Below are 23,762 nucleotides of genomic sequence, written 5' to 3'. Positions count from 1 at the left end.
CAGCCCTCAGCGTAGGCCCTTCGCCAGCTGGTGCGCGAGCCGGTGGAGCAGCTCCGTGTTCTCCACCTCCGAGGCCTTCAGCTTGGGCAGCTGCGCCTTCAGCGCCGCCAGGTCCTTGCCCCGCGTGAGCAGGTCCTCCGCGCCCAGCTCCAGCCAGCGCCCCAGCTCCAGGGCCGTCAGCTCCAGGTGGAACTGGAAGCCATAGGAGCGCCCCAACCGGAACGCCTGCTGGGTGTAGCGGTCCGTGGACGCCAGCAGCGTCGCGCCGGGCACCGGCGTGTAGGTGTCGCCGTGCCAGTGCGCCACCGCCGTGCGCGCCTTCGCGCCCCCGACCACCGGATCCTTCAGCGCGTCCTGCGTCCAGCGCACCGGCCCCACCCCCACCTCGAAGCCGTTCTTGCCCGGAGACACCGTCGCCCCCGCCGCCGCCGCCAGCAGCTGCGCGCCCAGGCACACGCCCACGCACGCGCGGTCATTGGCCAGTCGCTCGCCCAGCAAAGCCAGCTCTTCATTGAGGAACGGATGGGCGTCCGCCTCGTACACCCCCATGCCGCCCCCCATCACCACCACCAGCGGAGCATCCACGTCCTCGCGCTTCACCGTGCGGAAGCGCCGCACCAGCGTGAACCCCGCCGCCTCCAGCGCAGGGCCCAGCAGCCCGGGGCCCTCGTGCTCCTCATGCTCGAACACCACCGCGCGCATCGCCCGCAACCCCTTTCGTTCAGCCCCGTACTAAGTGCCGCACTCAGACTAACGCTCCCAGCCGCACTCCGCCGAGATGCGGCACGAACGTGAATTGTCAGTCAGCGCACATTTCAAAGTATTTTATGTTATCATCCTTGGGCCCGAATTCCCCTATAAACAGGTGGACCAGGGTATTCCCCCCTTGGGTGTTCGTCGCGTCGTTTCCGAAAGGAAGTTCCTCGTGAGCAAGAGCCTTCGCGGTTTCAAGTGGCTGGTGGGCACGGTGGTCGGCGTTTCCCTGCTGGGTGCCTGTGGCGCCCCGGCGGATGGTGAGCAGTCCCCCACGGAGGCCTCCGAGCAGGCCCAGGGCGCCCTGACGGCGCAGGTGTCCGTGGCGAAGGCCTCCATGGCCGCTCGCGACACGGTGACGGTGGAGGTGACGCTGACCAACACCTCGTCCGCGCCGGTGAGCCTCTACAAGTGGGAAGCGCCGGGCACGGGCCTCACCGAGGGCCGTCTGTCCGTCCTGCGCGACGGCACGCCCGTGGCCTACACGGGCGCGCACTTCAAGCGCGTGCTGGGCCGCGCCGAGGACCTCATCACGCTCGCTCCCGGCCAGAGCATCTCCGGCCCGGTCGTCGTCTCGGACGCGTACGACCTGTCCCGCACGGGCACGTACAGCATCCGCTACGAGCTGGCGTCGCGCTCCAGCGTGCAGGCGCTGGCCTCCAATGAGGTCACCGTCTTCATCGAGGGCCGCCGCAACAGCCGCGAGGAGGCCGAGGCGATGCGCGAGGTGACGGGCGAGAGCCTGGCGTACTCCGGCGCCTGCACCACGTCGCAGAAGAGCTCCATCTCCTCCGCGTTCAGCGGCGCGCAGACGTACTCCAACAACGCGTACACCTACCTGAGCGGCACGCCGTCCGCGACCAGCCGCTACACCACCTGGTTCGGCACCTACTCCAGCTCCAACTGGAACGTCATCAAGACGCACTTCAACAGCATCAAGAACGCGTTCGCCTCCGCGGCCGTGACCGTGGACTGCAGCTGCACCGACAGCGGCACCTACGCGTACGTGTACCCGGGCTCCCCGTACAAGATCTACGTGTGCGGCGCCTTCTGGAGCGCCCCCACCACGGGCACGGACTCCAAGGCCGGCACGCTGGTCCACGAGATGAGCCACTTCACCGTCGTGGCCGGCACGGACGACTGGGCCTACGGCCAGAGCGCCGCCAAGAGCCTGGCGAAGTCCAACCCCACCAACGCGCGTGACAACGCGGACAGCCACGAATACTTCGCGGAGAACAACCCCTCGCTGCCGTAAGGTGACGGCGGGTCGTTGACCGGGGGACGCGGGCCACGGGCCTCGCGTCCCCTTTTCTTTTCGCCGCACGAACACAAGGAGCGACACGTGATGGGGCTGGGACGAAGGAACCTCGCATGGCTCGCGGTGCTGTCCGCCGCCGGTGTCACCGCCTGTACGAAGCCCGCGGAGCCGCCCGCGCAGCAGCAGGCCCCCGTGGCCGCGGCGCCGACGACGCCCACCCCGCCCCCGCCGTCCACGCCGCCCCCTGCCGCCCCGGAGCCCACCGCCGTGAAGAACCCCGTGAACCTGGAGTGCGCCCTGAGCGCGCCCGCGAAGGCCCGCGTCGGCGAGCCCGTGGAGGTCCTCTTCAAGCTCACCAACCGCTCCGACCAGCCGGTGTGGGTCCTCAAGTGGCACACCCCGCTGGAGGGCTTCCTGGGCACCGTGTTCCAGGTCACCCGCGACGGCGAGGAGGTCTCCTACCAGGGCCCCATGGCGAAGCGCGCCGCGCCGAACGCGGACAGCTACGTGGCCATCGCTCCGGGGGCCACGGTGGAGAACCGCGTGGAGGTGACGCAGGCCTATGACTTCCAGAAGCCCGGCACCTACCGCATCGCCTTCCGCGACGAGCTGATGGACGTGGCCACTCGCAAGGAGGACGTGCCCGCGCCCGGCGGGGACTTCAAGTCCACCCCGGTGACGTGCGCCCCGGTGGACGTGACGCTCGCCGCCCGCTGAGGGCCGCGCCGGGAAAGGGGCCTTCTCCCGGACTTTCCCGGAACAGGAGGGCGGACAGGCACGCTCCCCCTCCTCAGCCGGGCCCAGGCGCGATACACCTGGGCCCATCATGGCGGACACCTCCTCGATCCACATCCCGACGGTCGACCTCACGGACCTCGCGTCGGGTGAACCGGCCCGTCTCGAGCGCGCCGCGGCGGCCCTTCGCGAGGCCTTTGGCGTCTTCGGGCTCGTCTTCGTGAAGAACCACGGCGTGGACGCGCCGGCGCTGGAGCGCTTCTACGACGCGTTCTCCAGCTTCGTCGCCCGGCCGGACGCGCAGAAGCGCCCCCTGGGCCGCGCGGACTTCTGGTACCAGCGCGGCTGGACGCCTCCCAACACGGAGGTCGCCGTCGCCGGCAACGGCCAGCCGGACTTCAAGGAGTGCTACTTCGCGGCGCCCACGCCCACGGACGCGCAATCCGCGATGGAGTTCCCGGAGCTGTACCCGGAGAACATCTGGCCGGACGACGCGCCGCCCTTCTTCCAGGAGGGCCTGCTCACCATGGGCCGCGCGCTGCACGAGGCCGGCCTCAAGCTGCTGCGCGGCGCCGCGCTGGCGCTGAAGCTCCCCGAGTCCACCTTCACCGACGCGTGCGAGAAGGCGCCCCACGTCACGCGCGCGCTCCAGTACCTGCCCCTGGGTCCGTCCCAGGTGAACACCGGCATCCTCTGGGGCGAGGAGCACACCGACTTCAACCTGCTCACGCTCCTGCCCGGGGGCCGCTTCCTCGACCCCGAGGGCCGCCCGGCGCCCAAGCCAGATGACCAGAGCGGCCTGTACCTGCGCACGCGCGCGACGCCGGACGCGCCCAATGGCCTGATGGTGCGCGGCACCGCGCCCGCCGGCTGCATCGTGGCGCAGGTGGGCCAGCAGCTGGAGATCCTCACGGGCGGCACGTTCCTGGCCACCCCGCACGTCATCACCGCGCCGGGCGTGCCCGGGTGGCAGCGCCAGTCCGCCGCGCACTTCATGCACGTGCACACCAGCCAGGTGCTCTTCCCGCTGCCGGGCTTCCGCACGCCGGAGGCGGTGGCCAACTACGCGCCGCCGGTGCTCGCGGGCACCTACGACATCAAGACGCTGGTGGACATCGGCCTCGCGCCGCCCGCCGCGCTCGACAAGCTGGGCTACCGCCACTACGACCGGCTCAACCGGATGCGCGCGACGTCATAAGACGGGCCCGGGGCCGCGCGCCCCTTGTCGCTGGCGGAGGGGGACGGGCTGCATTACAGCGCAGCCACTTCCATGGCCACACCCTCCGTCCTCGGCGCCTCCGTCTTCCGCCACCGCGACTTCCGGCTGTACCAGATCGCCCGTCTGTGCGCGGTGCTCGCGGCGCAGATCGAATCCGTCGCCATCGGCTGGCAGGTCTACGAGCTCACCGGGAGCGCGCTCGCGCTGGGCTACACCGGCCTGGCCCAGTTCGTCCCGTTCCTCACCTTCAGCCTGCTGGGCGGACAGGTGGCGGACCGCTTCGACCGCCGCCGCATCCTGGCGATCTGCCAGGGCGTGATGCTGGTGTGCAGCCTGCTGCTGTTGACCTTCACGCTGGGCCACATCACCGACGTGCGGTTCGTCTATGGCGTGCTGGTGCTGTTCGGCACCGCGAGGGCCTTCTACGCGCCCGCTGGCTCCGCGCTCACGCCGTACCTGGTGCCCGCGGACGAGCTGACGCGCGCGGTGGCGGTGAACTCCACCACGTGGCAGGTGGCCACCATCGCGGGCCCCGCCGTGGGCGGCCTGCTCTACGGGTGGCTGGGCGGCAAGGGCGTCTACATCGCGTCCGCGTCGCTGTGCGCGCTCACGGTGGTGTGGATCCTCTCGCTCAAGGTGCGCACCGGCAGCGCGTCGCGCGAGCCCATCTCCCTGGCCACGCTCGTCGCGGGCCTGCGCTTCGTGCGCCAGAAGCGCCTGCTGCTGGGCAGCCTCACCCTGGACCTCTTCGCGGTGCTGCTGGGCGGCGCGGTGGCGCTGCTCCCCATCTACGCGCGCGACGTGCTGCACACCGGCCCCTGGGGCCTGGGCCTGCTGCGCAGCGCTCCGGCCGCGGGCGCCGCGGTGGTGGCGGTGCTGCTCGCCTTCCGTCCCCTGGGTGGCCACGCCGGGTGGAAGATGTTCGGCGCGGTGGCCGTATTCGGCGCGGCCACGCTGGTGTTCGGCCTGAGCACGTCCCTGCCCCTGTCGCTCGCCGCGCTCGCCATCGGTGGGGCGGCGGACATGGTGAGCGTGGTGGTGCGCCACACGCTGGAGCTGGTCTCCACGCCGGACGACATGCGCGGCCGCGTGGGCGCGGTGAACATGATGTGCATCGGCGCCTCCAACGAGCTGGGCGAGTTCCGCGCGGGCTCACTCGCCCAGGCCCTGGGCGCCGTGCACGCGGTGGTGATTGGCGCCGTGGGAACGCTCGTCGTCGTGGGGCTCTGGGCCTGGCTCTTCCCCGAGCTGCGAAACGTGGACCGGCTGGAGTCCGCCGCGCACCGCCCGCCCGTGCCCGAGGAGGACCCCACCGAATCCGCGCCCTCGCTCTGACCGGGGCGCCGCGCCCGGCGTGAAGTCCCGGCCCGCCACCGGGTCAACTCCCAGTGAAGCCCTGTTGCCTGGGGGGCCACGCCGTTGCCTCGCGTTGTAGCGCCTGGGGACACAATGGGGTCCACGCACCCCAACCCCCAGAGCAGGCGACCTGGTTGGTACGGTCCGTGCTTCAGCCGGATGCCCATGGGGTACTACTGGAACGTGGTGGCACTGTGCGTGGGGGTGGCGCTCTGCTTCGTGTTGGGCCGCGCCCTCTTCGAGGACACCGAGCCCGAGCCCGTCCGCGCCGCCACGACCGCTGAGCCCGCGCCGCCCCGGGTGGTGCGCATGGACGCGGGGCACCACCCGCGAAAGTAGGTCCCCCCGCCGGGCGCCCCCGCGCGATGATGCGCGCCGTGGCGAGCGCGACAGGCCCCCTCCTCCTCCTGCTGCTCTGGGCGGTGCTCCTCGCGGGGGTGCTGTCCATCGTCGTCTCCACGCTGCGCACCGGCGCGCCGCCCATGCCCAGCTCGCCCCGGGTGCGGCGGGCGCTGCTCGCCATGCTGCCCGGCGACACCCAGGGCACGGTGCTGGACCTGGGCTCGGGCTGGGGGGACGTGGCCTTCGCCCTGGCGGACCACTGCCCCCAGGCTCGCGTCGTCGCCTACGAGCTGTCCTGGCTGCCCTGGCTCTTCAGCCGGCTGCGCCAGCGCCTGTTCCCTCGCGCCAACCTGACGCTGCGCCGCGGGGACTTCTTCGGCGCGTCCTTCCAGGACGCAAGCTGCGTCGTCTGCTACCTGTCGCCGGGCATCATGGCCCGCCTGGCGCCCCGCTTTTCGGCCGAGCTGCCCCCCGGGGCACGCATCCTGAGCCACACCTTCGGACTCCGGGGGTGGCCACCCGCGCGCAGCGTGCGGCTGACGGACCTGTACCGCACGCCCGTCTACCTCTACGAAGTGCCGCCCCGCGCGCCTCCTGGTTAGAGTTCCCCGCCGTCCCCCCCTTCTTCAAGAGATCCGCCCGCGATGAGTGACTTCCAGTTCCAGGACATGCTGCCGCTTGGCAAGGACGAGACGCCCTACCGGCTGCTCACGAAGGAGCACGTCTCCACGTTCGAGGCCGGCGGCCGGTCCTTCCTCCAGGTGGAACCGGAGGCGCTCTCGCTGCTCACCCGCGAGGCCATGCGGGACATCTCCCACCTCTTGCGGCCCGGGCACCTGAAGCAGCTGTCCCTCATCCTCCAGGACCCGGAGGCGTCCGCCAACGACCGGTTCGTGGCGCTGGAGCTGCTCAAGAACGCCAACATCGCCGCGGGCGGCGTGCTGCCCTCCTGCCAGGACACCGGCACCGCCATCGTGATGGGCAAGAAGGGCCAGTACGTCCTCACGCAGGGCGGCGACGAGGCGGCCATCTCCCGGGGCGTGTTCGACACGTACCTGACCTCCAACCTGCGCTACTCGCAGATGGCGCCGCTGGACATGTACAAGGAGGTCAACACGGGCAACAACCTGCCCGCGCAGATCGAGCTCTACGCGACCGACGGCGACGCCTACAAGTTCCTCTTCATGGCCAAGGGGGGCGGCTCCGCGAACAAGAGCTACCTCTTCCAGGAGACCAAGGCGGTCCTCAACCCGCAGAGCCTGCTGGCGTTCCTGGAGACGAAGATCCGCGCGCTGGGCACCGCCGCGTGCCCGCCGTACCACCTGGCCATCGTGGTGGGCGGCACGTCCGCGGAGTTCGCGTTGAAGACGGCGAAGTACGCCTCCGCGCGCTACCTGGACACGCTGCCCACCTCTGGCAACGCGCTGGGCCGGGGCTTCCGCGACGTGGATCTGGAGCAGGAGGTGCTCAAGCTCACCCAGCGCACCGGCATTGGCGCGCAGTTCGGCGGCAAGTACTTCTGCCACGACGTGCGCGTCATCCGCCTGCCGCGCCACGGCGCCTCGTGCCCGGTGGCCATCGCCGTCTCCTGCTCCGCGGACCGCCAGGCGCTGGGGAAGATCACCCGCGACGGCGTCTTCCTGGAGGCGCTGGAGACGGACCCCGCGAAGTACCTGCCGGAGACGACGGACACGGACCTGTCCGGCGACGTGGTGAAGCTGGACCTCAACCGCCCCATGAGCGACCTGCGCGCGGAGCTGTCCCGCTACCCCATCAAGACGCGCCTGTCGCTGTCGGGGTCGCTGGTGGTGGCGCGCGACATCGCGCACGCGAAGATCAAGGAGCGCCTGGACAAGGGCGAGGGCATGCCCCAGTACCTCAAGGACCACATGGTCTACTACGCGGGCCCGGCGAAGACGCCGGAGGGCTACGCGTCCGGCTCCTTCGGCCCCACCACCGCGGGCCGCATGGACGCGTACGTGGATCAATTCCAGGCGGAGGGCGGCAGCTTCGTGATGCTCGCCAAGGGCAACCGCTCCCCCGCCGTCACGGAGGCGTGCAAGAAGCACGGCGGCTTCTACCTGGGCTCCATCGGCGGCCCCGCGGCACGGCTCGCCCAGGACTGCATCAAGAAGGTGGAGGTCCTGGAGTACGCCGAGCTGGGCATGGAGGCCGTCTGGAAGATCGACGTGGTGGACTTCCCCGCCTTCATCGTCGTGGACGACAAGGGCAACGACTTCTTCGCGAACATCAACAAGCCGTCCGCGAAGAAGTAGCGCCCCACCGGCCCGCTTCCGGCGCGCCGCTCAGTCGAACTCGAGCGCGCGCTGGAAGTCCGCCGGGTTGGAGGCCGCGCTCTGCGCCGTCTCCAGCGTGATGTCGCCGTTGCGGTACAGCTGCGTCAGGTGCTGATCGAAGGACTGCATGCCGAACATGTCGCGGCCCTTCTCGATGACGTCCTTCAGCTCCGCGGCGCGGTCATCCCGGATGTACTGCTCCACCGTCTTCGTCTGCACCATGATCTCCAGCGCCACGGTGCGCCCCTTGCCCGTCGCGCGCGGCAGCAGGCGCTGGGACACGGTCGCCTTGAGGCAGTCCGCCAGGCGCATGCGCACCATGGTCTGCTCCTCCGCGGGGAACACCGACACCAGGCGGTTGATGGTGCGCGACGCGTCCGTGGTGTGCACCGTGGACAGCACCAGGTGCCCCGTCTCCGACGCCTTCAGCGCGATGTCGATGGTCTCCGTGTCGCGCATCTCTCCCACCAGGATGACGTCCGGGTCCTGGCGCAGCGCCGCGCGCAGCGCGATGGCGAAGTTCTGCGTGTCCGGGCCAATCTCCCGCTGGGAGATGGAGGACTTCACGTTCTTGTAGATGAACTCGATGGGGTCCTCGATGGTGAGGATGTGCAGGCTCTCCGTGTGGTTGATGTGGTTGATCATCGACGCCAGCGTGGAGCTCTTGCCGGAGCCCGTCGCGCCCGTCACCAACACCAACCCCCGCTCGTTGCCCGCGATGGTCTTGAGCACCTGCGGCAATCCCAGCCCATCGATGCTGGGAATCTCATCCGGGATGATGCGCAGGATGCACGCCAGCGAGCCGCGCTGCCGGTAGATGTTCACCCGGAAACGCGCCACGCCCGGCAGGCTGTAGGACGAGTCGCACTCCTGCACGCTGTCCACCTGCGCCTTCATCAGCGGATCATTCATCACGTGCAGGGCCACCTGCTTGGTGTGATCCGCCTGCAGCTTTTCCATCTTCAACGGCCGCAGCACCCCGTTCACCCGGTAGATGGGCGGGTCACCCGGCCGGAAATGGATGTCCGAAGCCCCGTTCTGGACGCCGACGGTCAGCAGCTTGTTCAGGGTGTTCAGGTCCAGGGAATCCCTCTCACGTCACGAATGGAGCGGAGGATTCTAGGAGAAGGACGCGAAATCCCTCCATGATTGCAGTGTGGGAAGCATTTCCCCATCCTCACTGTATTGAATCTTCCCGCAAACCATGGAATCTACGTACCCAAGGGGATGATGGAACTGTCCTCGACTGCTCACCAGTGGCTGTCTTCCTGCCCGGAGGGCCGGGATGCCCTGCCCGGAATCCATGGCGAACATCCGGGCATGAACGCACGAACCGAGCAGGCGCCCCACGCCGAAGAGCTGTCTTCCGCTGACTACGCCACGTTGGAGGTCTGGGATCCCACCCAGGTGGTGATCACGCCGCGCATGGCGGCCCGGCTGTGGTTGCAGACCAGCCTGCGGCTGACGCGAGCGCAGAAGGAGCTGCACGACGCCATCTTCGCCAATGACTGCAGCGACGCCGCGAAGGACCGCTTCGCGGAAGCCCGCGCGGAGCTGGACTCGGCGGAGGCGTGGGCCCTGCACGTGGCCCGCACCATTCCCCGACAGCGCTAGCCCTCGTCCCATCCCCCCGGGCACGGGCCACGGGTGGCGGCGGGGTGGTGGTGGGCGGGACAGGGTCCCGTCCTCCACCTCCCGTCGTCACCCGTCGTCGTTGGGGGGGACGGGGCGCCACGCGGGTTCGTCCTTGCGCGCGGGCGCGGCGAGCCGCTGGAAGAGCCCCGTCTGCAGCTTCTCCAGCAGGCGCGACAGCTCCTCGAATTCGGAGGGCGCCAGCAGCTCGCGCGCCTCGCTGTCCACCCATTCGCCCGCGTGCCGCAGGGCCTCGTACTCCTTGCGGCCCGCCTCGGTGATCTCCAGCCGCACGCAGCGGCGGTTCTCCCCCGCGCGGCGCTCCACCAGCCCATCCTCTTCCAGGCGATCCACCAGCCGGCTCACCGCGGGGGCGTCGGTGAGCAGCCGCTCCGCGATGACCGCCTGGCTGTGGATGCCCAGGACGCCGATGTACTTCAGCACGAGCAGTTGCATGAGCGGACGATCCGTTTGCTCACCAACTTTCTGGGTGAGGAGGCGGACCACTGCGCGTCGCGTTGATGCCACTTGCTCAGCAAGGGTCATGGGCGTAAGAGATGATTGCATTCAACAACGGTTGTCAATTACATCTTGACCGCAAGCAGGGACCGGTGGGTGGGGTCTACCACACGCTCCTGCCAGAAAGCCCTGCCGCTCCAGAGTATGGCCTCCCCCAGCGCCCTCCTCGTCCTTGTCCTCGCCGCCGCGCCGCAGTCCCAGCCCGCGACGCCCGCGGCTCCGCAGCAAGCGGAGTCCGCCGCGGCCGCCACTCCTCTTCCCCCCGTCCCCTTCCAGCCGAAGGTGGACGACCCCATGCTCACCCCCGTCCCACCCGCGCAGGAGCAGGTGAAGACGTGGGATGAGGCGCTCACCCGGGTGCGCCAGCAGTCCACGGACCTGCGGACCGCGGAGGCCGGCGTGACGCGGGCCCAGGGACGGTGGCGGCAGTCCCTGGGGCTGCTGCTGCCCAACGCGCGGGCCACCGCGGGCCTGGGCGTGGATGTGCTCCACCCGGACGTGCCCTCCGCCGCGGGCGGCGGCTTCGTGGGCGGCTCCAACACGGGCACCGGCGCGAAGGTGCCCAGCGCCCCCCTGGGCACGCTGTCCGCGTCGCTCACCCAGACGCTGGTGGACGTGAGCTCCTGGCGGGGCCTGTCGTCGGCGAAGGCGTCGGAGTCCGCGTCGGTGGCCGGCCTCCAGGACGTGCAGCGCCGCCTCACCCAGGGGCTGGCGCAGGTGCTGGTGGCCACGGTGGCCGCCGAGCGCGCCGCGGAGATCAACCGCGTGGGCCTGCGCCAGGCCCTGGAGCGCTACGCCCTGGCCCAGCGCTCGTTCGAGCTGGGCGCCGGCACGCAGCTGGACGTGGTGCGGGTGGGACAGGACGTGGCGGTGGCCCGGCAGTCGCTGGTGGCCGGGGACGAGCAGCTGCGCCGCACGCGCGAGTCGCTGGGCCTGTCGCTGGGCGAGGACCACGCCGTGGGCGTCAACCCGGAGTTCAACCTGGGGGGCCTGGTGGACCAGACCCACCGGGAATGCACCCCGTTGCAGGACCCGGGCGCGCGCTCGGACCTGGTCGCCTTGAGGGCCAACGTGGACGCGGCCCGGGAGAGCCGGCGACAGGCGTCCGCGGGCTACCTGCCCACGCTGGGCCTGAGCAGCACCCTCTTCGGGTTCACCACCGACCCCGGCTTCGGACGCTTCGCCACCTGGAACGTGTCCGCGGTGCTGTCCGTTCCCCTGTGGGAGGGTGGGAGCCGCGGCGGCCTCGTGCGCGAGCGCGAGGGCGTGGAGCAGCAGGCGGCCCAGTCACTGGAGGCCACCCGCCGGAATGTCAGCGTGGAGATTTCCCGCGCCCGGCGTGGAGTGGAAGTGGCCGAGGCGCTGTTGAAGACCGCGGCGGAGTCCCTGGAGCTCGCGGACCGGACGGATCGGTTGACGCGGCGGGCGTTCGAGGTGGGACGAGGTGGCAGCTTGGACCTGGTGCAGAGCGGAGCCGCGCTCCGGCAGGCCCAGCTCGCGTTGGTTTTGAGGGAATTCGAGCTCGTCCAGGCCCGCCTGGACGCGTTCCTGACGGAGGCCCGGTGCGACTTGTGACGAGGGTACGCCCCCTGAAGGCGCTGATGACGAAGACGCTGTTTGGCGCGGCCCTGGTGGCCGGCGCGGCCGCGTGCTCTGGGAAGCCGGAGGCGAAGGCCGCCCCGCCGCCGCGCGAGGTGCAGGTGGTGGCGCTGGCGCCGCACGAGGTGCGGGACACCGGGGAGTACCTGGGCTCGCTCCTGTCCCGGCAGAGCGTGTCGGTGCTGCCGCAGGTGAACGGGTACGTGCGGAAGATCCTGGTGAAGCCGGGCCAGAAGGTGGAGGCGGGCGCGCCGCTCCTGGAGGTGGACGCGCGCGTGGAGACGGCGGCGCTGGACAGCGCCCAGGCCCAGCAGAGCTCCTCCACGGTGGAGCTGGAGCTGGCGCGGCGCACGCTGTCGCGCACGGAGTCCCTCAACCGCGAGGGACTGGCGAGCGTGCAGGAGCTGGAGCGCGCCCAGGCGGCGGTGAAGGCCGCGGAGGCGGCGTCGCGCGCGGCGGGCGCGGCGGTGGCCCAGCGGCAGGTGCAGCTGCAGTACCACGTGGTGCGCGCGCCGTTCGCGGGCACCATGGGCGACGTGCTGGTGCGCGTGGGTGACTTCGTGGGCGCCACCACGACGCTCACGTCGGTGGCCCAGGCGGACGCGCTGGAGGTCAGCGTGTCGGTGCCGGCCTTCCGGGCCCGGTCGCTCAAGCCGGACACCCAGTTGGAGCTGTTGGATCAACAGGGCCGGGTCATCCTCTCCAGCACCGTCTTCTACGTGTCGCCGCAGACGGATCCGCGCACGCAGCTGGTGGAGGTGAAGGCCGCCTTCCGCAACACCGTGGGCCTGCGCCCCAGCGAGCTGCTGCGGGCGCGGCTGGTGTACTCCACCCGCGACGCGCTCCAGATTCCCGCGCTCGCGGTGGTGCGCCAGAGCGGGCAGCCCTTCGCGATGGTGGTGGAGACGAAGGAGGGCAAGACGCAGGTGGAGCGCCGCCCGGTGGCCCTGGGCGCGCTGGGCGACATGTCCTACGTGGTGGAGGGCGGCCTGAAGCAGGGCGACCTCGTCGCGGTGTCGTCGCTGCACATGCTGCGCGACGGCATGGCCGTCATCCCCAAGCAGGTCACCCTGAACAACGAAGCCCCCCAGGCGCCGGGTACCGCCAGCGCCGACGACGTGCCCCCCAGCGCCCAGGCGCCCCGGGGCGCGACCGGCGGCGTCACCGGCGGCAGCCGCTAGCAGGCGATTCCAGAGAGGCGCCACACCGTGTTCGTCGACTTCTTCATCCGCAGGCCTGTCTTCGCCATCGTCTGCTCCATCATCCTGACGCTGGTGGGCGTCATCGCCATTCCGACGCTGCCCATCGCGCAGTATCCGGACCTGGCGCCGCCCCAGGTGACCGTCACCAGCACCTACGTCGGCGCGAGCGCCGAGGTGGTGGAGTCCGCCGTCACCATCCCGTTGGAGCAGGAGCTCAACGGCGTGGAGGACATGCGCTACATCACCTCCACCAGCAGCAACGACGGCACCAGCACCATCACCGTCACCTTCGCCCCCACGCGCAACATCGAGGTGGCGGCGGTGGACGTGCAGAACCGCGTCAGCCGCGCCGCCGCCCGCCTGCCCGCGCAGGTGAACCAGACGGGCATCGTGGTCAACAAGGCCTCCAGCCAGATGCTGCTGACGGTGGGCCTCTCCAGCTCGGACAACCGCTACGACGCGAAGTTCCTCTCCAACTACGCGGACGTGAACCTCAAGGACGCCATCAAGCGCGTGCGCGGCGTGGGCGAGGTGCGCATCTTCGGTGAGCGCAAGTTCTCCATGCGCCTGTGGTTGGACCCCTCGCAGCTGGCCCGGCGCGGGATGACGCCGCAGGACGTGGTGCGCGCGCTCCAGGAGCAGAACCTCCAGGTGGCCGCGGGCCAGGTGGGCCAGCCGCCCTCCAGCGACGAGCAGCCCTATCAGATCGCCGTGCGCGCCCGGGGCCGCCTGGTGGAGCCGGAGGAGTTCGGCGACATCGTCCTCATGCGCAACAACGACGGCCGCGCCGTCACGGTGAAGGACGTGGGCCGCGTGGAGCTGGGCGCGGAGAACTACGGCACCCTGCTGCGCTTCAACGGCCGCACCGGCGTGGGTCTGGCCATCTTCCAGCTGCCCACGGCCAACGCGCTGGACGTGCGCGACGGCGTCATCAAGGAGCTGGACCGCCTGTCGCTGGCGTTCCCGCCGGGCCTGGAATACCGCACCGGCACGGACACCACGCTCGCGGTGCGCGCCTCCGTCAACGAGGTGATCCACACCCTCATCGAGGCCATCGCGCTCGTCATCCTGGTCATCTTCCTGTTCCTGCACGGGTGGCGAAGCGTCCTCATCACCGCGCTCACCCTGCCGGTGTCGCTGGTGGGCACGTTCGCGTTCGTCTACCTGATGGGCTTCTCCATCAACACGCTCACCCTGTTCGGCCTGACCCTGGCCACGGGCCTCGTGGTGGACGACGCCATCGTGGTCATCGAGAACATCGAACGCCTGATGGCGGAGCGGGGCCTCACCCCGCTCCAGGCGGCGCGGGAAGGCATGAAGGAGGTGGCCGGCGCGGTGGTGGCCATCTCCGTGGTGCTGGTGGCGGTGTTCGTCCCGGTGGCGCTCTTCCCTGGCACCACGGGCTCCATCTACCGGCAGTTCGCGCTCACCATCGCCGCGTCGGTGGCCCTGTCCACCTTCTGCGCGCTGACGCTGACGCCCGCCCTGTCCGCCCGGCTGCTCAAGCACCACCACGGCACCAAGTGGATCTTCTTCCGCAAGGTGGACCAAGCGCTGGACTGGACGCGCGACGTCTACGGCAAGGGGCTGCGCAAGCTGCTCAACCACCCGGTGGTGGTGCTGGTGGCGTTCCTCGCCTGCATCGGCGCCACGGTGATGCTCTTCCGCGCGGCGCCCACGGGCTTCATCCCGGACGAGGACCAGGGCTACGTCATCATCTCCGTGCAGGGGCCCGAGGGCATGTCGCTGGCCCAGACGGAGAAGGTGCTCCAGGAGACGGAGGCCGTGCTCAAGGCCCAGCCGGAGGTGAACGTGATGTTCGCCATCGGTGGCTTCTCTCCCAACGGCAACGGGTCCAACTACGCCACCGTCTTCACGGCGCTGAAGCCGTGGGAGGAGCGCAAGGGCAAGGGCCAGAGCGTGGCCGCGCTGGTGGAGCGGCTTCGCGGCCCGCTGGGCAAGATTGGCAGCGCGCGCGTCATCCCCTTCCAGCCCCCGGCCATCCGCGGCGTGGGCAGCGTGGGCGGCTTCCAGTTCATCGTGGAGGACATCGCCGGCACCCACTCGCTGGAGGACCTGGCCAACGCCACGCAGGAGATGGTGCAGAAGGGCAACGAGGAGGGGCGGCTGCGCGGCGTCTTCACCCCGTTCAACGCCAACACACCCATCCTGGACGTGGAGGTGGACCGCCAGAAGGCCAAGGCGCTGGGCGTGCCCATCGAGCAGATCTTCGGCGTGATGCAGCTCTACATGGGCAGCCAGTACGTCAACGACTTCAACTACGCCAGCCGCACCTACCGCGTGTACGTCCAGGCCGAGCAGCAGTTCCGCGACAGCCCCCAGGACATCGGCTCGTTCTACGCGCGCACGGACACCGGGGACATGATCCCGCTGGAGTCGCTGGTGAAGGTGACGCCCATCGTCTCCGCGCAGGTCATCAAGCACTACAACCTGTTCCGCTCCGTGGAGATCAACGGCCAGGGCGCCCCCGGCGTGTCGTCCGGACAGGCGCTGGAGGCCATGGAGCAGGTGGCCCAGCAGGCGATGCCCCAGGGCATGGCCTCCGAATGGACGGGCATCAGCCTGGAGCAGAAGGAGTCCGGCGGGCAGACGATGATCATCTTCGCCCTGGGCATCCTCTTCGTGTTCCTGGTGCTGGCGGCGCAGTACGAGAGCTTCAGCCTCCCGTTCGTCATCATCCTGTCCGTGCCGCTGGCCATCATGGGCGCGCTCGGCTTGCAGGTGGCGCGCGGCTACGCCAACGACGTGTTCTGCCAGGTGGGCCTGGTGATGCTGGTGGGCCTGTCCTCCAAGAACGCCATCCTCATCGTGGAGTTCGCGGAGCAGCTGCGTGAGCAGGGCAAGAGCGCCCTGGAGGCGGTGGTGACGGCGGCGGAAGTGCGCCTGCGCCCCATCCTGATGACGTCCATCGCGTTCCTCCTGGGCGTCGTGCCGCTGATGACGGCGTCCGGCGCGGGCGCGGCGGCGCGCAACTCGCTGGGCACCGCGGTGTTCGGCGGCATGCTGGTGTCCACCGTCGTCAACCTCATCTTCATCCCCGGCCTCTACGTCCTCATGCAGAAGGTGCGCGGCAACGCGACGCGCGCCAGCGGTGACGAAGAGACGCCCACGCCCCACGAGCCCGCCCCCGCCCACTCACCGTGAGCTGAGGCGAGCCCCCTGGAAAAAACACACCGCCCTCCCCTTCCGGCCCGCGAAGAGGAGGGCGGTGGTGTTTCCGGGCTCCGCGGCGCGCGTCAGATTTCGTGCGCGGTCTGCTCGTACACGATGACGTGGAAGGAGCTGGGGAAGAGGATGATGTTGAGCGTGCGCCAGTTGTCGCCGTTGGGGCCGGTGCTGAACTGACGCGAGTAGCTCTTCACCTGCACGTTCTCACCGCTGTCGCCGTAGGCCGCCAGGATGGCCGGGTGCAGCGACTGGTACTGCAGGTACATCCGCGACTGGAAGGCCGCGTAGGTGGAGGTGACGGGCGCGGCGTCGGAGCGGTAGCCCTTGTACTCGCTCTTGGCCAGCACCGCCGCGGCGGCCGCGTCCAGCGTCGCGGGCGTGGAGTACGACCACGCGAAGTCGTACCGGTCCAGGTAGGACCACATGTCCTCGCGGTACGCGTTGGCCGTGGCCAGCTGCGCCTGGAGGCTGGGCTCCGTGGGGAACTGCGCCAGCGTCACCGGGGCGCCCGCCGGGGCGGCCGGGGGGCTGGACACGCACGCGCCGCCCGCGCAGGACGCCTGGAGGCGGTACTGCTTGCCCAGCCCGTTGCTCCAGCCCACCACCACCAGGTACTCGCCCGCGTCATCGAACGTGGCGAGCGCGATCTTGCTCAGCTCGCCGTAGCCGGAGTCGTCGTCCTGGAAGAGCACGCGCGTGCCGTAGCTGCCGCTCGCGTCCTTGGGCCCGTACACGAACAGGCCGGTGTCCACGCCCATGCCGGTGCCCAGGTGCGTCACCTCCAGCGCCACCTGCGTGTGCGCCGCGACGGTGAGCTTGTAGCCCTCGTAGTCGGGCAGCGTCCCCGTGTTCGACTGCACGGCGCCCCCCACCGTCAGGGTGCGCAGGTAGCTGGTGAAGCCACCCAGCGGCGTGGGCGGGGGCGACACCAGCGACTGCCTCGCCGTCGCCATCGCCTCATCGCCCACCGGCGCGAGGCCCTCGCCACACGCGCCCAGCAGGCCCACCGCGGACATCCACAGCACCGCGCTCCGCACAGCCATTCCACGCTTCATCGCTTCCGCCTTCGGTCAGGAGGGCGGGGGTGCCGCCCCGGGTTAGACGGCCCCTGTGACAGCTTGAAGACTGAAACTCAAGTAACAGGTGAAACACAGGCGCCCCGTGCAAGCCGTGCAACCGGGGCGCCTGTCTCGCCGTCTTAGAAGGTGGCGGTGGCGGTGATGCTGCCGCCCGCGGCGGGCGTGGTGACGGTGTTGTTGGCGCCGCCCTGCCAGACGACGTTGCCGCTGCCGTCGCGCTTCAGGCACTTCCACTGGAGGGCGGTGTTCGCGGGCAGGGCGAAGGTGCCGCGCCAGGTGGGGTACGCGGTGGGGCTGAGGATGTTGGGGGTGGTGGGGCTCCAGTTGGAGAGCTCCGCGATGCTGCCGGTGACGTAGACGTTCTGGCCGAGCACGGTCGTGCCGTTGTTGCAGACGAACTCCACGTTGGCGGTGGTGGGGGGCGGCGTGGTGCCGGTGGTCCAGACGGCGTAGTCGGTGCCGGAGGCGGCCAGGGTCCAGCCGGTGCCGGGGCTCCAGGCGGTGGCGCCGATCTTCATCGCCACCTTGCCGCCGATGATGGCCGCGTACAGGCCGCTCTCCGCGCGCTGGATGCTGACGGTGGACTCGGAGGTGAGGCCCGCGCTCTTGCGGATGCCGATGAGGGTCTTGATGGCGTCCCCCAGGCCCCAGTTGAAGTAGTGCGGCCAGTAGACGGTGGGGATGCCCGGGTGGGTCAGGATGTAGGCGTAGCCCTGCATCACCTTGGCGCACGGCACCGGCCAGTGGTTCTGCCCGTTGCCGCAGGACTCGCTGGGGCCGGTGTCGTGGTTGTCCACGAAGGTGACGGAGCGGCTGGCCCACCAGCCCATGACGCCCGCGGGCTTGCCGTCGGAGGCCTTCAGGCGCGCGTAGTTGTTGTTGGTGAGCGCGTCGTTGAGCAGGCCCTTGGTGGCGAAGTCGAACACGGCGCAGGTGCCGGTGGTGGCGTCCACCCAGTTGACGATCTGCTGCTTCCAGTCGTTGGGGTTGTTCGCGTCGAAGGAGTTGGTGGGCCAGTACTCACCGACGCAGAACCACGGCGCGGTGTCCGTCACGTACTCCTTCACGTACCCGCCCGCGAAGCCCTTCACGAAGTCGAACCGCCAGCCCGCGAAGCCCACGCCCTTCAGGCGGCTGTTCATCCACGTCTTCAGGTCCGCGCGCACGAACGCCTGCGAGTGGTCCAGGTCGCGCGCCGCCGCGTAGCCCTCGCCGCTGTCTGCGTTGCCGCAGGCGCTGGTCCACTCGTCGCCCTGGACCACCGCGTTGCAGCCCGGCCAGGTGGGGTTGGTGAAGTCCGCCCAGTTGGCGGTGCCCACGCGGTGGTTCACCACGATGTCCGCGATGGGCTTGACGCCCTGCGCGTTGAGCGCGGCCAGCGCGGCGGCCAGCTCCGCCTCCGTGCCATAGCTGGAGTTGAGCACGTTGAGCTGCCGGGGCAGGTAGCCCTGGATGGACGCCGCGTCGGACGGCGGCGGCAGCCACACCATCGTGAAGCCCGCGGCCTTCAGCGTGGCCGCGTTGTTCTTCACCGTGTTCCACCACCCGCCCGCGCTGGCGGAGTTCCAGTGGAAGCCCTGGATCATCACATCGGTGCTGGCGCCATCCAGCGGCTTGGCCATGGCGGGCGTGGCGGCGAACAGGCCGGCCGCGGAGGCGACCAGCAGGCGGGTCTTCAACGTCATCGGGACCTCGGGGTTGGGGAGGAAGCCCGGGCAAGCTAATCCTGGCTTCCCTTATGAACCAGGACTCCCCGTTCGAGCCACGGGCCCTGCGGGCGCCCGCCCTCTTGGCGCGTCGCGTCGCGCTGTGCAGGAGGCGGGAGGTGTCTAGAATCCCCCTCCGCCATCCCCCCACCCCGCAGGTGTCGACCTTGATTGAACAAGAGACCGCCCTTCCGGCCCCGGTCCCCGCCGCCGAAGAGCGTTGGTCCTGGCCCCCGTTGTTCGGCTTGCTGGAGGTGCAGTTCGGCGCCGCCGTGGGCTACCTGCAGACGGCGGTGCCGTACTGGCTGGCGAAGGACGGCATGCCGCTGGCGGAGATTGGCGTGCTGTCGGGCACCGCGTTCTCGCCCCACGCGTGGAAGCTGCTGTGGGTGCCGCTCATCGACCTGGGGCCGTGGCGGCGGGTCTGGTACGGCGTGAGCACGCTGCTCACCGCGCTGCTCCTGTTGGCGTGCGCGCTGTTGCCGGAGCCCGCGCAGCACCTGGGCGTCCTCACGCTGATGCTCACCGGGCTGCAGGCGTCGGCGACGACGGCGCACGCGGCGCTCAACGCGTTGATGGCCACGACGTCCAAGCCGTCCGACAAGGGGCGCACGGGCGGCTGGCAGATGGCGGGCAACGTGGGCTCCACGAGCCTGCTGGGCGCGCTGGCCATCTTCCTGGCGAGCCAGTTCTCCCGGCAGGTCGCGGGCATCGTGCTGGCCACGCTGGTGCTGGCGAGCGGCGCGGGCATCTTCTGGATCACCGAGCGCAACGACCCGTCCGCCATCCCCTCCGGGCCGCTGTTCCGGGCGGCGCTGGAGCGGGTGAAGAGCATCGTGGTGGACCTGGCGAAGACGGCCTTCAGCCGCGACGGGCTCATCATGCTCATCCTGTGCCTGGCGCCGGTGAGCTGCGGCGCGCTCACCAACCTCTTCAGCGCGATGGCGGGCGCGTACCAGGTACCGGAGCACACGGTGGAGCTGGTGAACGGCCTGGGCATGGGCATCACCGGAGCGCTGGGGTCGCTGGTGGGCGGCTGGCTGTCGGACCGGATGAACCGCAAGCTCGCGTACGCGCTGATGGGCGGCGCCACGGCGCTGTGCGCCTTCGCGATGGCCGCGGGCCCGATGACGACCACCACGTACATCTGGGGCTCGCTCGCGTACAGCCTGGCGAACGGCGCGGGCTTCGCGGCCTTCGCCGGCATGGTGCTGGAGATGGTGAGCGAGGGCGCGGCGGTGACGACGAAGTACTCGCTCTTCGTCGCGGCCTCCAACTTCGCCATCAGCTACACCACCGCGCTGGACGGCCACGCGTCGGAGTTCCGCGGCATCGGCACGCGGGCCACCATCGCGGCGGACGGCCTCATCACCGTCATGGGCATCTCCATCGTCGCGCTCATCTTCGTGCTCTTCCTGCGCAAGAAGCCCGCGGCGGCCCCCTCCCCCGCGTGAGCGCCATGGCCCCCTCCCCCGTCCAAGTCGTCCCCTACCGGCCGGAGCTCCGCGCGGACTTCGAGCGGCTCAACCGGCAGTGGATTGAACAGGACTTCCACATCGAGGGCTCGGACGCGACCTCGCTGGCGGATCCGCACGGCGTGTTCGTGGCCCCGGGCGGCGAGGTCCTCTTCGCGCTCGTGGAGGGAGCGGTGCTGGGCACGTGCGCGCTGCGGCGCGAGGACGCGGACACCTTCGAGCTGTGCAAGATGGCGGTGGCGCCCGAGGCGCGGGGCCGCAACCTGGGGGACGCGCTGATGCGGGCCGCGCTGGACTGGGCCCGCCAGCGGGGCGTGAAGCGGCTGTACCTGGTGACGAACAGCGCGCTCGGGCCCGCCCTGGGCCTGTACCGCAAGCACGGCTTCGTCACCACGCGCAGCGGCCCGGAGCTGGTCCGGGAGACGGGCTATTCGCGCGCGGACGTGGAGATGGCCCTCGAGCTGTGAGGGCATGAAAAAGCGCCGCGGCCCCTGGGGAGCCGCGGCGCCTGGGGGTCGAGCCCTCCGGCGGACTACTTCGTGTGCACCGTGACGTCGGCGGAGAGGCCGGCGCGCAGGGTCAGGCCCTCGGGCGGGTGCACCCACCGGATGCGCACGGGCACGCGCTGCACGACCTTCACGAAGTTGCCGGACGCGTTGTCGGGCGGCAGCAGGGAGAAGCGGGAGCCGGTGCCTCCGGAGAGGCTCTCCACCTCGCCCTCCAGCTTCTCTCCGGAGAAGGCGTCCAGCGACACCTCCACGCGCTGGCCGGGCCGCATGTGGCCCACCTGCGTCTCCTTGAAGTTGGCCACCACGTAGGTGGTGAGCGGCACCAGCTCCGCCACGGCCTGACCGGGGGACAGCAGCTGGCCCGCGTGCACGGACAGCTTGGACACCTGGCCGTCCGCCGGGGCGACGATGCGCGTGTCCTCCAGCTGGAGCTTCGCCTGGTCGAGCGCGGCCTCCGCGCCCTTCACCCGGGCGTGCGCCAGCGACGCGTTGGCCTGGGCCGCGGCGATCTTCTCGTCGATGGGGGCGCTCACGTCCAGCTGGCCCTTCGCCTCCGCCACCTTGCTCTCCGCGGTGCGCCGACCCTCTTCCGCCAGGGCGAGCTGCGCGCGGGCGCCTTCCAGCGCGGCCTGCGCCGTCTCGTTGCCGGTCTGCGCGTCATCCAGCGCGCTCTGCGCCACCACGTTCTGCGCGCGCAGGCTCTGCGCCCGCTCCAGGTCCAGCGTCGCCTTGCGGGCCTGGGACTCCGCGCGGGTCAGCGCCGCGCGGGCCGCCGCCACCTGCGCCTGCGCGCCGCTCACCGCCGACGTGCTGGTGGACACCTGCGCCTTGGCGCTGGACAAGCCGCCCTTGGCGCCGGCCGCCGCCACCGTGGCCTGCGCATCCGCCGCGGCAGCCTGGGCACGCGCGGACTCCAGCTCCGCCTCCGCCTGCTTCACCCGCGCCTCATAGGGGCGCGGATCCACCTGGAGGAGCACGTCGCCCTGGTGCACGGTGGCGTTGTCCAGCACGCCCACCTTCACCACCGGGCCGGAGACGCGCGCGGACAGGGGCACCACGTCCGCCTCCACCTGCGCGTCGTCGGTGGTCTCCTGGCCGGCGGTGACGATCTTGAAGCCGCCGATGGCGACCAGGATGCCGGCCACGATGCCACCCAGGACGAGGAAGCCCCGCTTGCCGCGCTTCGCCTGTGCCTCGGCCGCGGGCGCGGGCGCCGCTTCGGGGACGAGTTGGGGAGCGGTCGTTGTCGTTGCCATGGTTCAGATCTCCACGTCGATGTGGGGCTTCTCGTGGGAGCCCCCGCCGCCAGGGGCGGCCTTGAGGAAGTAGACGAGCGGCAGCACCACCACGAACATCAGCGCCGCGAGCACGAACAGCTTGTCGAAGGCGAGCACCATGGCCTGCCGGGTGACGTTGCCGACCATCATCTGGAGGCTGGCCATGTTGGCGCCGGCGGCATCCAGGCCGTGCTGCATCAGCCCCTTCTGGGTGGCGGCCATGCGGCTGGCCACCTCCCACCGCTCCGGGTTCAGGTGCGCCGCGATGGAGGCCTTGGCCTGCACGGAGTAGCGCGACAGCAGCGTGGTGAAGATGGCCAGGCCCATGGAGCCGCCAATCTGGCGCAGCAGCGAGTTGAGGCCCGTGGCGTCCGCCATCCGCTCGCGCGGGATGTTGGTGAGCGCCGTCGCGCTGAGCGGCACGAACATCAGGCTGAAGCCCACGCCCTGAAGCGCGATGGCGCTGATGATGTTGCTGGAGCCGGTGGCGAGCGAGAAGTGGCTCATCTCGAACGCGCCGAAGCCCGCGAACACGATGCCAATGCCCACCAGGACCCGCGCCGGCACCTTGCCGTACAGCCGCCCGACGATGGGCATCATCAGCATCATGACCAGCGTGCGGGGCATCAGCGCGAACCCCGACTGGGTCGCGGTGAAGCCCAGCAGCTCCTGCATGAACACCGGCAGGAGGAACATGCTGGCCATGAGCACCGCGAACACCAGCGCGCCCAGCATCGTGCCGGAGGCGAACACCGGGTCCTTGAACAGGCGCAGGTTCACCGCGGGCGCCACGGCCGTCAGCTCGCGGATGACGAAGGCGATGAGGCACGTGGCCGCGAAGAGCGCGCAGATGACGATGACGGGGGACTGGAACCAGTCATCCGCCTGCCCCTCCTCCAGGAAGTACTGGAGCGCGGCGAGGCCCATGCAGAGCAGCGTGATGCCGGCCCAGTCCATGTGCTTGCGCTGGCGCTCGGCCTCCACGCGCGCGGTGGCGCGAAGCTGTTCGTCCTCCTGGACGAAGCGGGCCACCATGAAGAAGCCCAGGATGCCCACCGGCACGTTGATGAAGAAGATCCAGGACCAGTGCCAGTTGTCCACGATGTAGCCGCCCAGCGTGGGGCCAATGGCCGGGCCCACCATCACGGCCATGCCGAAGATGGCCATCGCGGTGCCCTGCTCCTTGGGCGGGAACGTCTGCCGGAGGATGGCCTGCTCGGTGGGTTGCAGCGCGCCCGCGCCCAGTCCCTGGAGGAAGCGGAAGAGCACCAACGTGGGCAGGTTCCACGCGAGGCCGCACAGGAACGACCCCGCGACGAAGAGCACCAGACACGCCAGGTACACGCGCTTCTGGCCGAACATGCGGCCCAGGAAGCCGGTGAGCGGCATCACCATCACCGTGGCGATGACGAAGCCGGTGGTGGCCCAGGTGATCTCCTGCACCGTGGCGCCCACCGCGCCGCGGATCTGCGGCAGCGCCACGTTGACGATGGACGAGTCGATGGCGCCCATCAGCGTGCCGAACGTCACCGACAGCGTGACGAGCCACTTGTTGACGGGCGCCTTGGGCGTCGCCGCCGCCAGCACTTCCGGTGATGCGACGGATGTGGCCATG

At 70.3% G+C, this 23,762-nt stretch carries 20 protein-coding genes; 13 read left to right on the top strand and 7 right to left on the bottom strand.

Going from position 1 to position 23,762, the window contains the following annotated elements:
- Nucleotides 1–6 precede the first annotated feature (6 nt).
- On the bottom strand, nucleotides 7–702 hold the full coding sequence (locus tag GTY96_RS34715) for a glutamine amidotransferase-related protein (RefSeq protein ID WP_161666970.1): 696 nt from the start codon (nucleotides 700–702) through the stop codon (nucleotides 7–9).
- Nucleotides 703–925: 223 nt separating this feature from the next.
- Between GTY96_RS34715 and GTY96_RS34710 the strand changes: the two genes are divergently transcribed.
- From GTY96_RS34710 to GTY96_RS34680, 7 genes are all read left to right on the top strand, one after another.
- Nucleotides 926–2,008 (top strand): M35 family metallo-endopeptidase, encoded by a 1,083-nt coding sequence (locus GTY96_RS34710; RefSeq protein WP_161666969.1) that lies wholly within the window; start codon nucleotides 926–928, stop codon nucleotides 2,006–2,008.
- A 90-nt stretch (nucleotides 2,009–2,098) separates the two neighbouring features.
- Nucleotides 2,099–2,728 (top strand): protease, encoded by a 630-nt coding sequence (locus GTY96_RS34705; protein WP_161666968.1) that lies wholly within the window; start codon nucleotides 2,099–2,101, stop codon nucleotides 2,726–2,728.
- A gap of 109 nt (nucleotides 2,729–2,837) precedes the next feature.
- Nucleotides 2,838–3,944 (top strand): isopenicillin N synthase family dioxygenase, encoded by a 1,107-nt coding sequence (locus GTY96_RS34700; protein WP_143908611.1) that lies wholly within the window; start codon nucleotides 2,838–2,840, stop codon nucleotides 3,942–3,944.
- A gap of 72 nt (nucleotides 3,945–4,016) precedes the next feature.
- Nucleotides 4,017–5,300, top strand: a complete 1,284-nt coding sequence (locus GTY96_RS34695; protein ID WP_161666967.1) for an MFS transporter — start codon at nucleotides 4,017–4,019, stop codon at nucleotides 5,298–5,300.
- A gap of 186 nt (nucleotides 5,301–5,486) precedes the next feature.
- A complete protein-coding gene (locus GTY96_RS34690; RefSeq protein ID WP_161666966.1) occupies nucleotides 5,487–5,660 on the top strand; it encodes a hypothetical protein in 174 nt (57 codons plus the stop codon).
- Nucleotides 5,661–5,698: 38 nt separating this feature from the next.
- Nucleotides 5,699–6,265 carry a class I SAM-dependent methyltransferase gene (locus GTY96_RS34685; protein ID WP_255442958.1) on the top strand — a complete coding sequence of 189 codons (567 nt, stop codon included), beginning with the start codon at nucleotides 5,699–5,701 and terminating at the stop codon, nucleotides 6,263–6,265.
- 42 nt (nucleotides 6,266–6,307) lie between these two features.
- Complete coding sequence (locus GTY96_RS34680; RefSeq protein ID WP_161666965.1) at nucleotides 6,308–7,939, top strand: fumarate hydratase; 1,632 nt, start codon at nucleotides 6,308–6,310, stop codon at nucleotides 7,937–7,939.
- A gap of 30 nt (nucleotides 7,940–7,969) precedes the next feature.
- Here GTY96_RS34680 and GTY96_RS34675 read toward each other — a convergent pair whose 3' ends face one another.
- On the bottom strand, nucleotides 7,970–9,043 hold the full coding sequence (locus GTY96_RS34675) for a type IV pilus twitching motility protein PilT (RefSeq protein ID WP_143908605.1): 1,074 nt from the start codon (nucleotides 9,041–9,043) through the stop codon (nucleotides 7,970–7,972).
- Nucleotides 9,044–9,280: 237 nt separating this feature from the next.
- Here GTY96_RS34675 and GTY96_RS34670 point away from each other — a divergent pair, with 237 nt between their 5' ends.
- The gene (locus tag GTY96_RS34670) at nucleotides 9,281–9,574 is read left to right on the top strand and encodes an SPFH domain-containing protein (RefSeq protein WP_143908603.1); all 294 of its coding nucleotides are present in this window, start codon (nucleotides 9,281–9,283) and stop codon (nucleotides 9,572–9,574) included.
- Nucleotides 9,575–9,661: 87 nt separating this feature from the next.
- On the opposite strand, the gene GTY96_RS34665 is transcribed toward GTY96_RS34670, so the two are convergent.
- On the bottom strand, nucleotides 9,662–10,048 hold the full coding sequence (locus tag GTY96_RS34665; protein ID WP_235686079.1) for a MarR family winged helix-turn-helix transcriptional regulator: 387 nt from the start codon (nucleotides 10,046–10,048) through the stop codon (nucleotides 9,662–9,664).
- Nucleotides 10,049–10,255: 207 nt separating this feature from the next.
- Between GTY96_RS34665 and GTY96_RS34660 the strand changes: the two genes are divergently transcribed.
- Genes GTY96_RS34660 through GTY96_RS34650 form a run of 3 tightly spaced genes read left to right on the top strand, consistent with a single transcriptional unit; the run spans nucleotide 10,256 to nucleotide 16,077 of the window.
- Nucleotides 10,256–11,686, top strand: coding sequence for a TolC family protein (locus GTY96_RS34660; protein ID WP_143908599.1), 1,431 nt, complete (start codon nucleotides 10,256–10,258; stop codon nucleotides 11,684–11,686).
- Nucleotides 11,687–11,712: 26 nt separating this feature from the next.
- Entirely contained in the window at nucleotides 11,713–12,891 is a 1,179-nt protein-coding gene (locus GTY96_RS34655; protein ID WP_235686077.1) for an efflux RND transporter periplasmic adaptor subunit, read from the top strand.
- A gap of 27 nt (nucleotides 12,892–12,918) precedes the next feature.
- A complete protein-coding gene (locus tag GTY96_RS34650; RefSeq protein WP_143908597.1) occupies nucleotides 12,919–16,077 on the top strand; it encodes an efflux RND transporter permease subunit in 3,159 nt (1,052 codons plus the stop codon).
- A gap of 92 nt (nucleotides 16,078–16,169) precedes the next feature.
- On the opposite strand, the gene GTY96_RS34645 is transcribed toward GTY96_RS34650, so the two are convergent.
- Nucleotides 16,170–17,144, bottom strand: coding sequence for a hypothetical protein (locus GTY96_RS34645; protein WP_235686076.1), 975 nt, complete (start codon nucleotides 17,142–17,144; stop codon nucleotides 16,170–16,172).
- Between the two features lie 155 nt (nucleotides 17,145–17,299).
- Nucleotides 17,300–18,865: a glucan 1,4-alpha-maltotetraohydrolase domain-containing protein gene (locus GTY96_RS34640; protein WP_161666963.1), complete on the bottom strand. Its 1,566-nt coding sequence runs from the start codon at nucleotides 18,863–18,865 to the stop codon at nucleotides 17,300–17,302.
- A 188-nt stretch (nucleotides 18,866–19,053) separates the two neighbouring features.
- Here GTY96_RS34640 and GTY96_RS34635 point away from each other — a divergent pair, with 188 nt between their 5' ends.
- Together GTY96_RS34635 and GTY96_RS34630 are read left to right on the top strand one after the other, a co-directional pair.
- Complete coding sequence (locus GTY96_RS34635) at nucleotides 19,054–20,340, top strand: MFS transporter (protein ID WP_161666962.1); 1,287 nt, start codon at nucleotides 19,054–19,056, stop codon at nucleotides 20,338–20,340.
- 5 nt (nucleotides 20,341–20,345) lie between these two features.
- On the top strand, nucleotides 20,346–20,828 hold the full coding sequence (locus tag GTY96_RS34630) for a GNAT family N-acetyltransferase (protein ID WP_143908589.1): 483 nt from the start codon (nucleotides 20,346–20,348) through the stop codon (nucleotides 20,826–20,828).
- Nucleotides 20,829–20,893: 65 nt separating this feature from the next.
- On the opposite strand, the gene GTY96_RS34625 is transcribed toward GTY96_RS34630, so the two are convergent.
- Together GTY96_RS34625 and GTY96_RS34620 are read right to left on the bottom strand one after the other, a co-directional pair.
- The gene (locus GTY96_RS34625) at nucleotides 20,894–22,126 is read right to left on the bottom strand and encodes an HlyD family secretion protein (RefSeq protein WP_143908587.1); all 1,233 of its coding nucleotides are present in this window, start codon (nucleotides 22,124–22,126) and stop codon (nucleotides 20,894–20,896) included.
- Between the two features lie 3 nt (nucleotides 22,127–22,129).
- Entirely contained in the window at nucleotides 22,130–23,761 is a 1,632-nt protein-coding gene (locus GTY96_RS34620) for a DHA2 family efflux MFS transporter permease subunit (protein ID WP_143908585.1), read from the bottom strand.
- Between the last annotated feature and the right edge of the window lies 1 nt (nucleotide 23,762).

Source organism: Corallococcus silvisoli (assembly GCF_009909145.1).
Classification (GTDB): domain Bacteria; phylum Myxococcota; class Myxococcia; order Myxococcales; family Myxococcaceae; genus Corallococcus; species Corallococcus silvisoli.
This window is presented reverse-complemented; position numbering and strand designations above follow the sequence as displayed.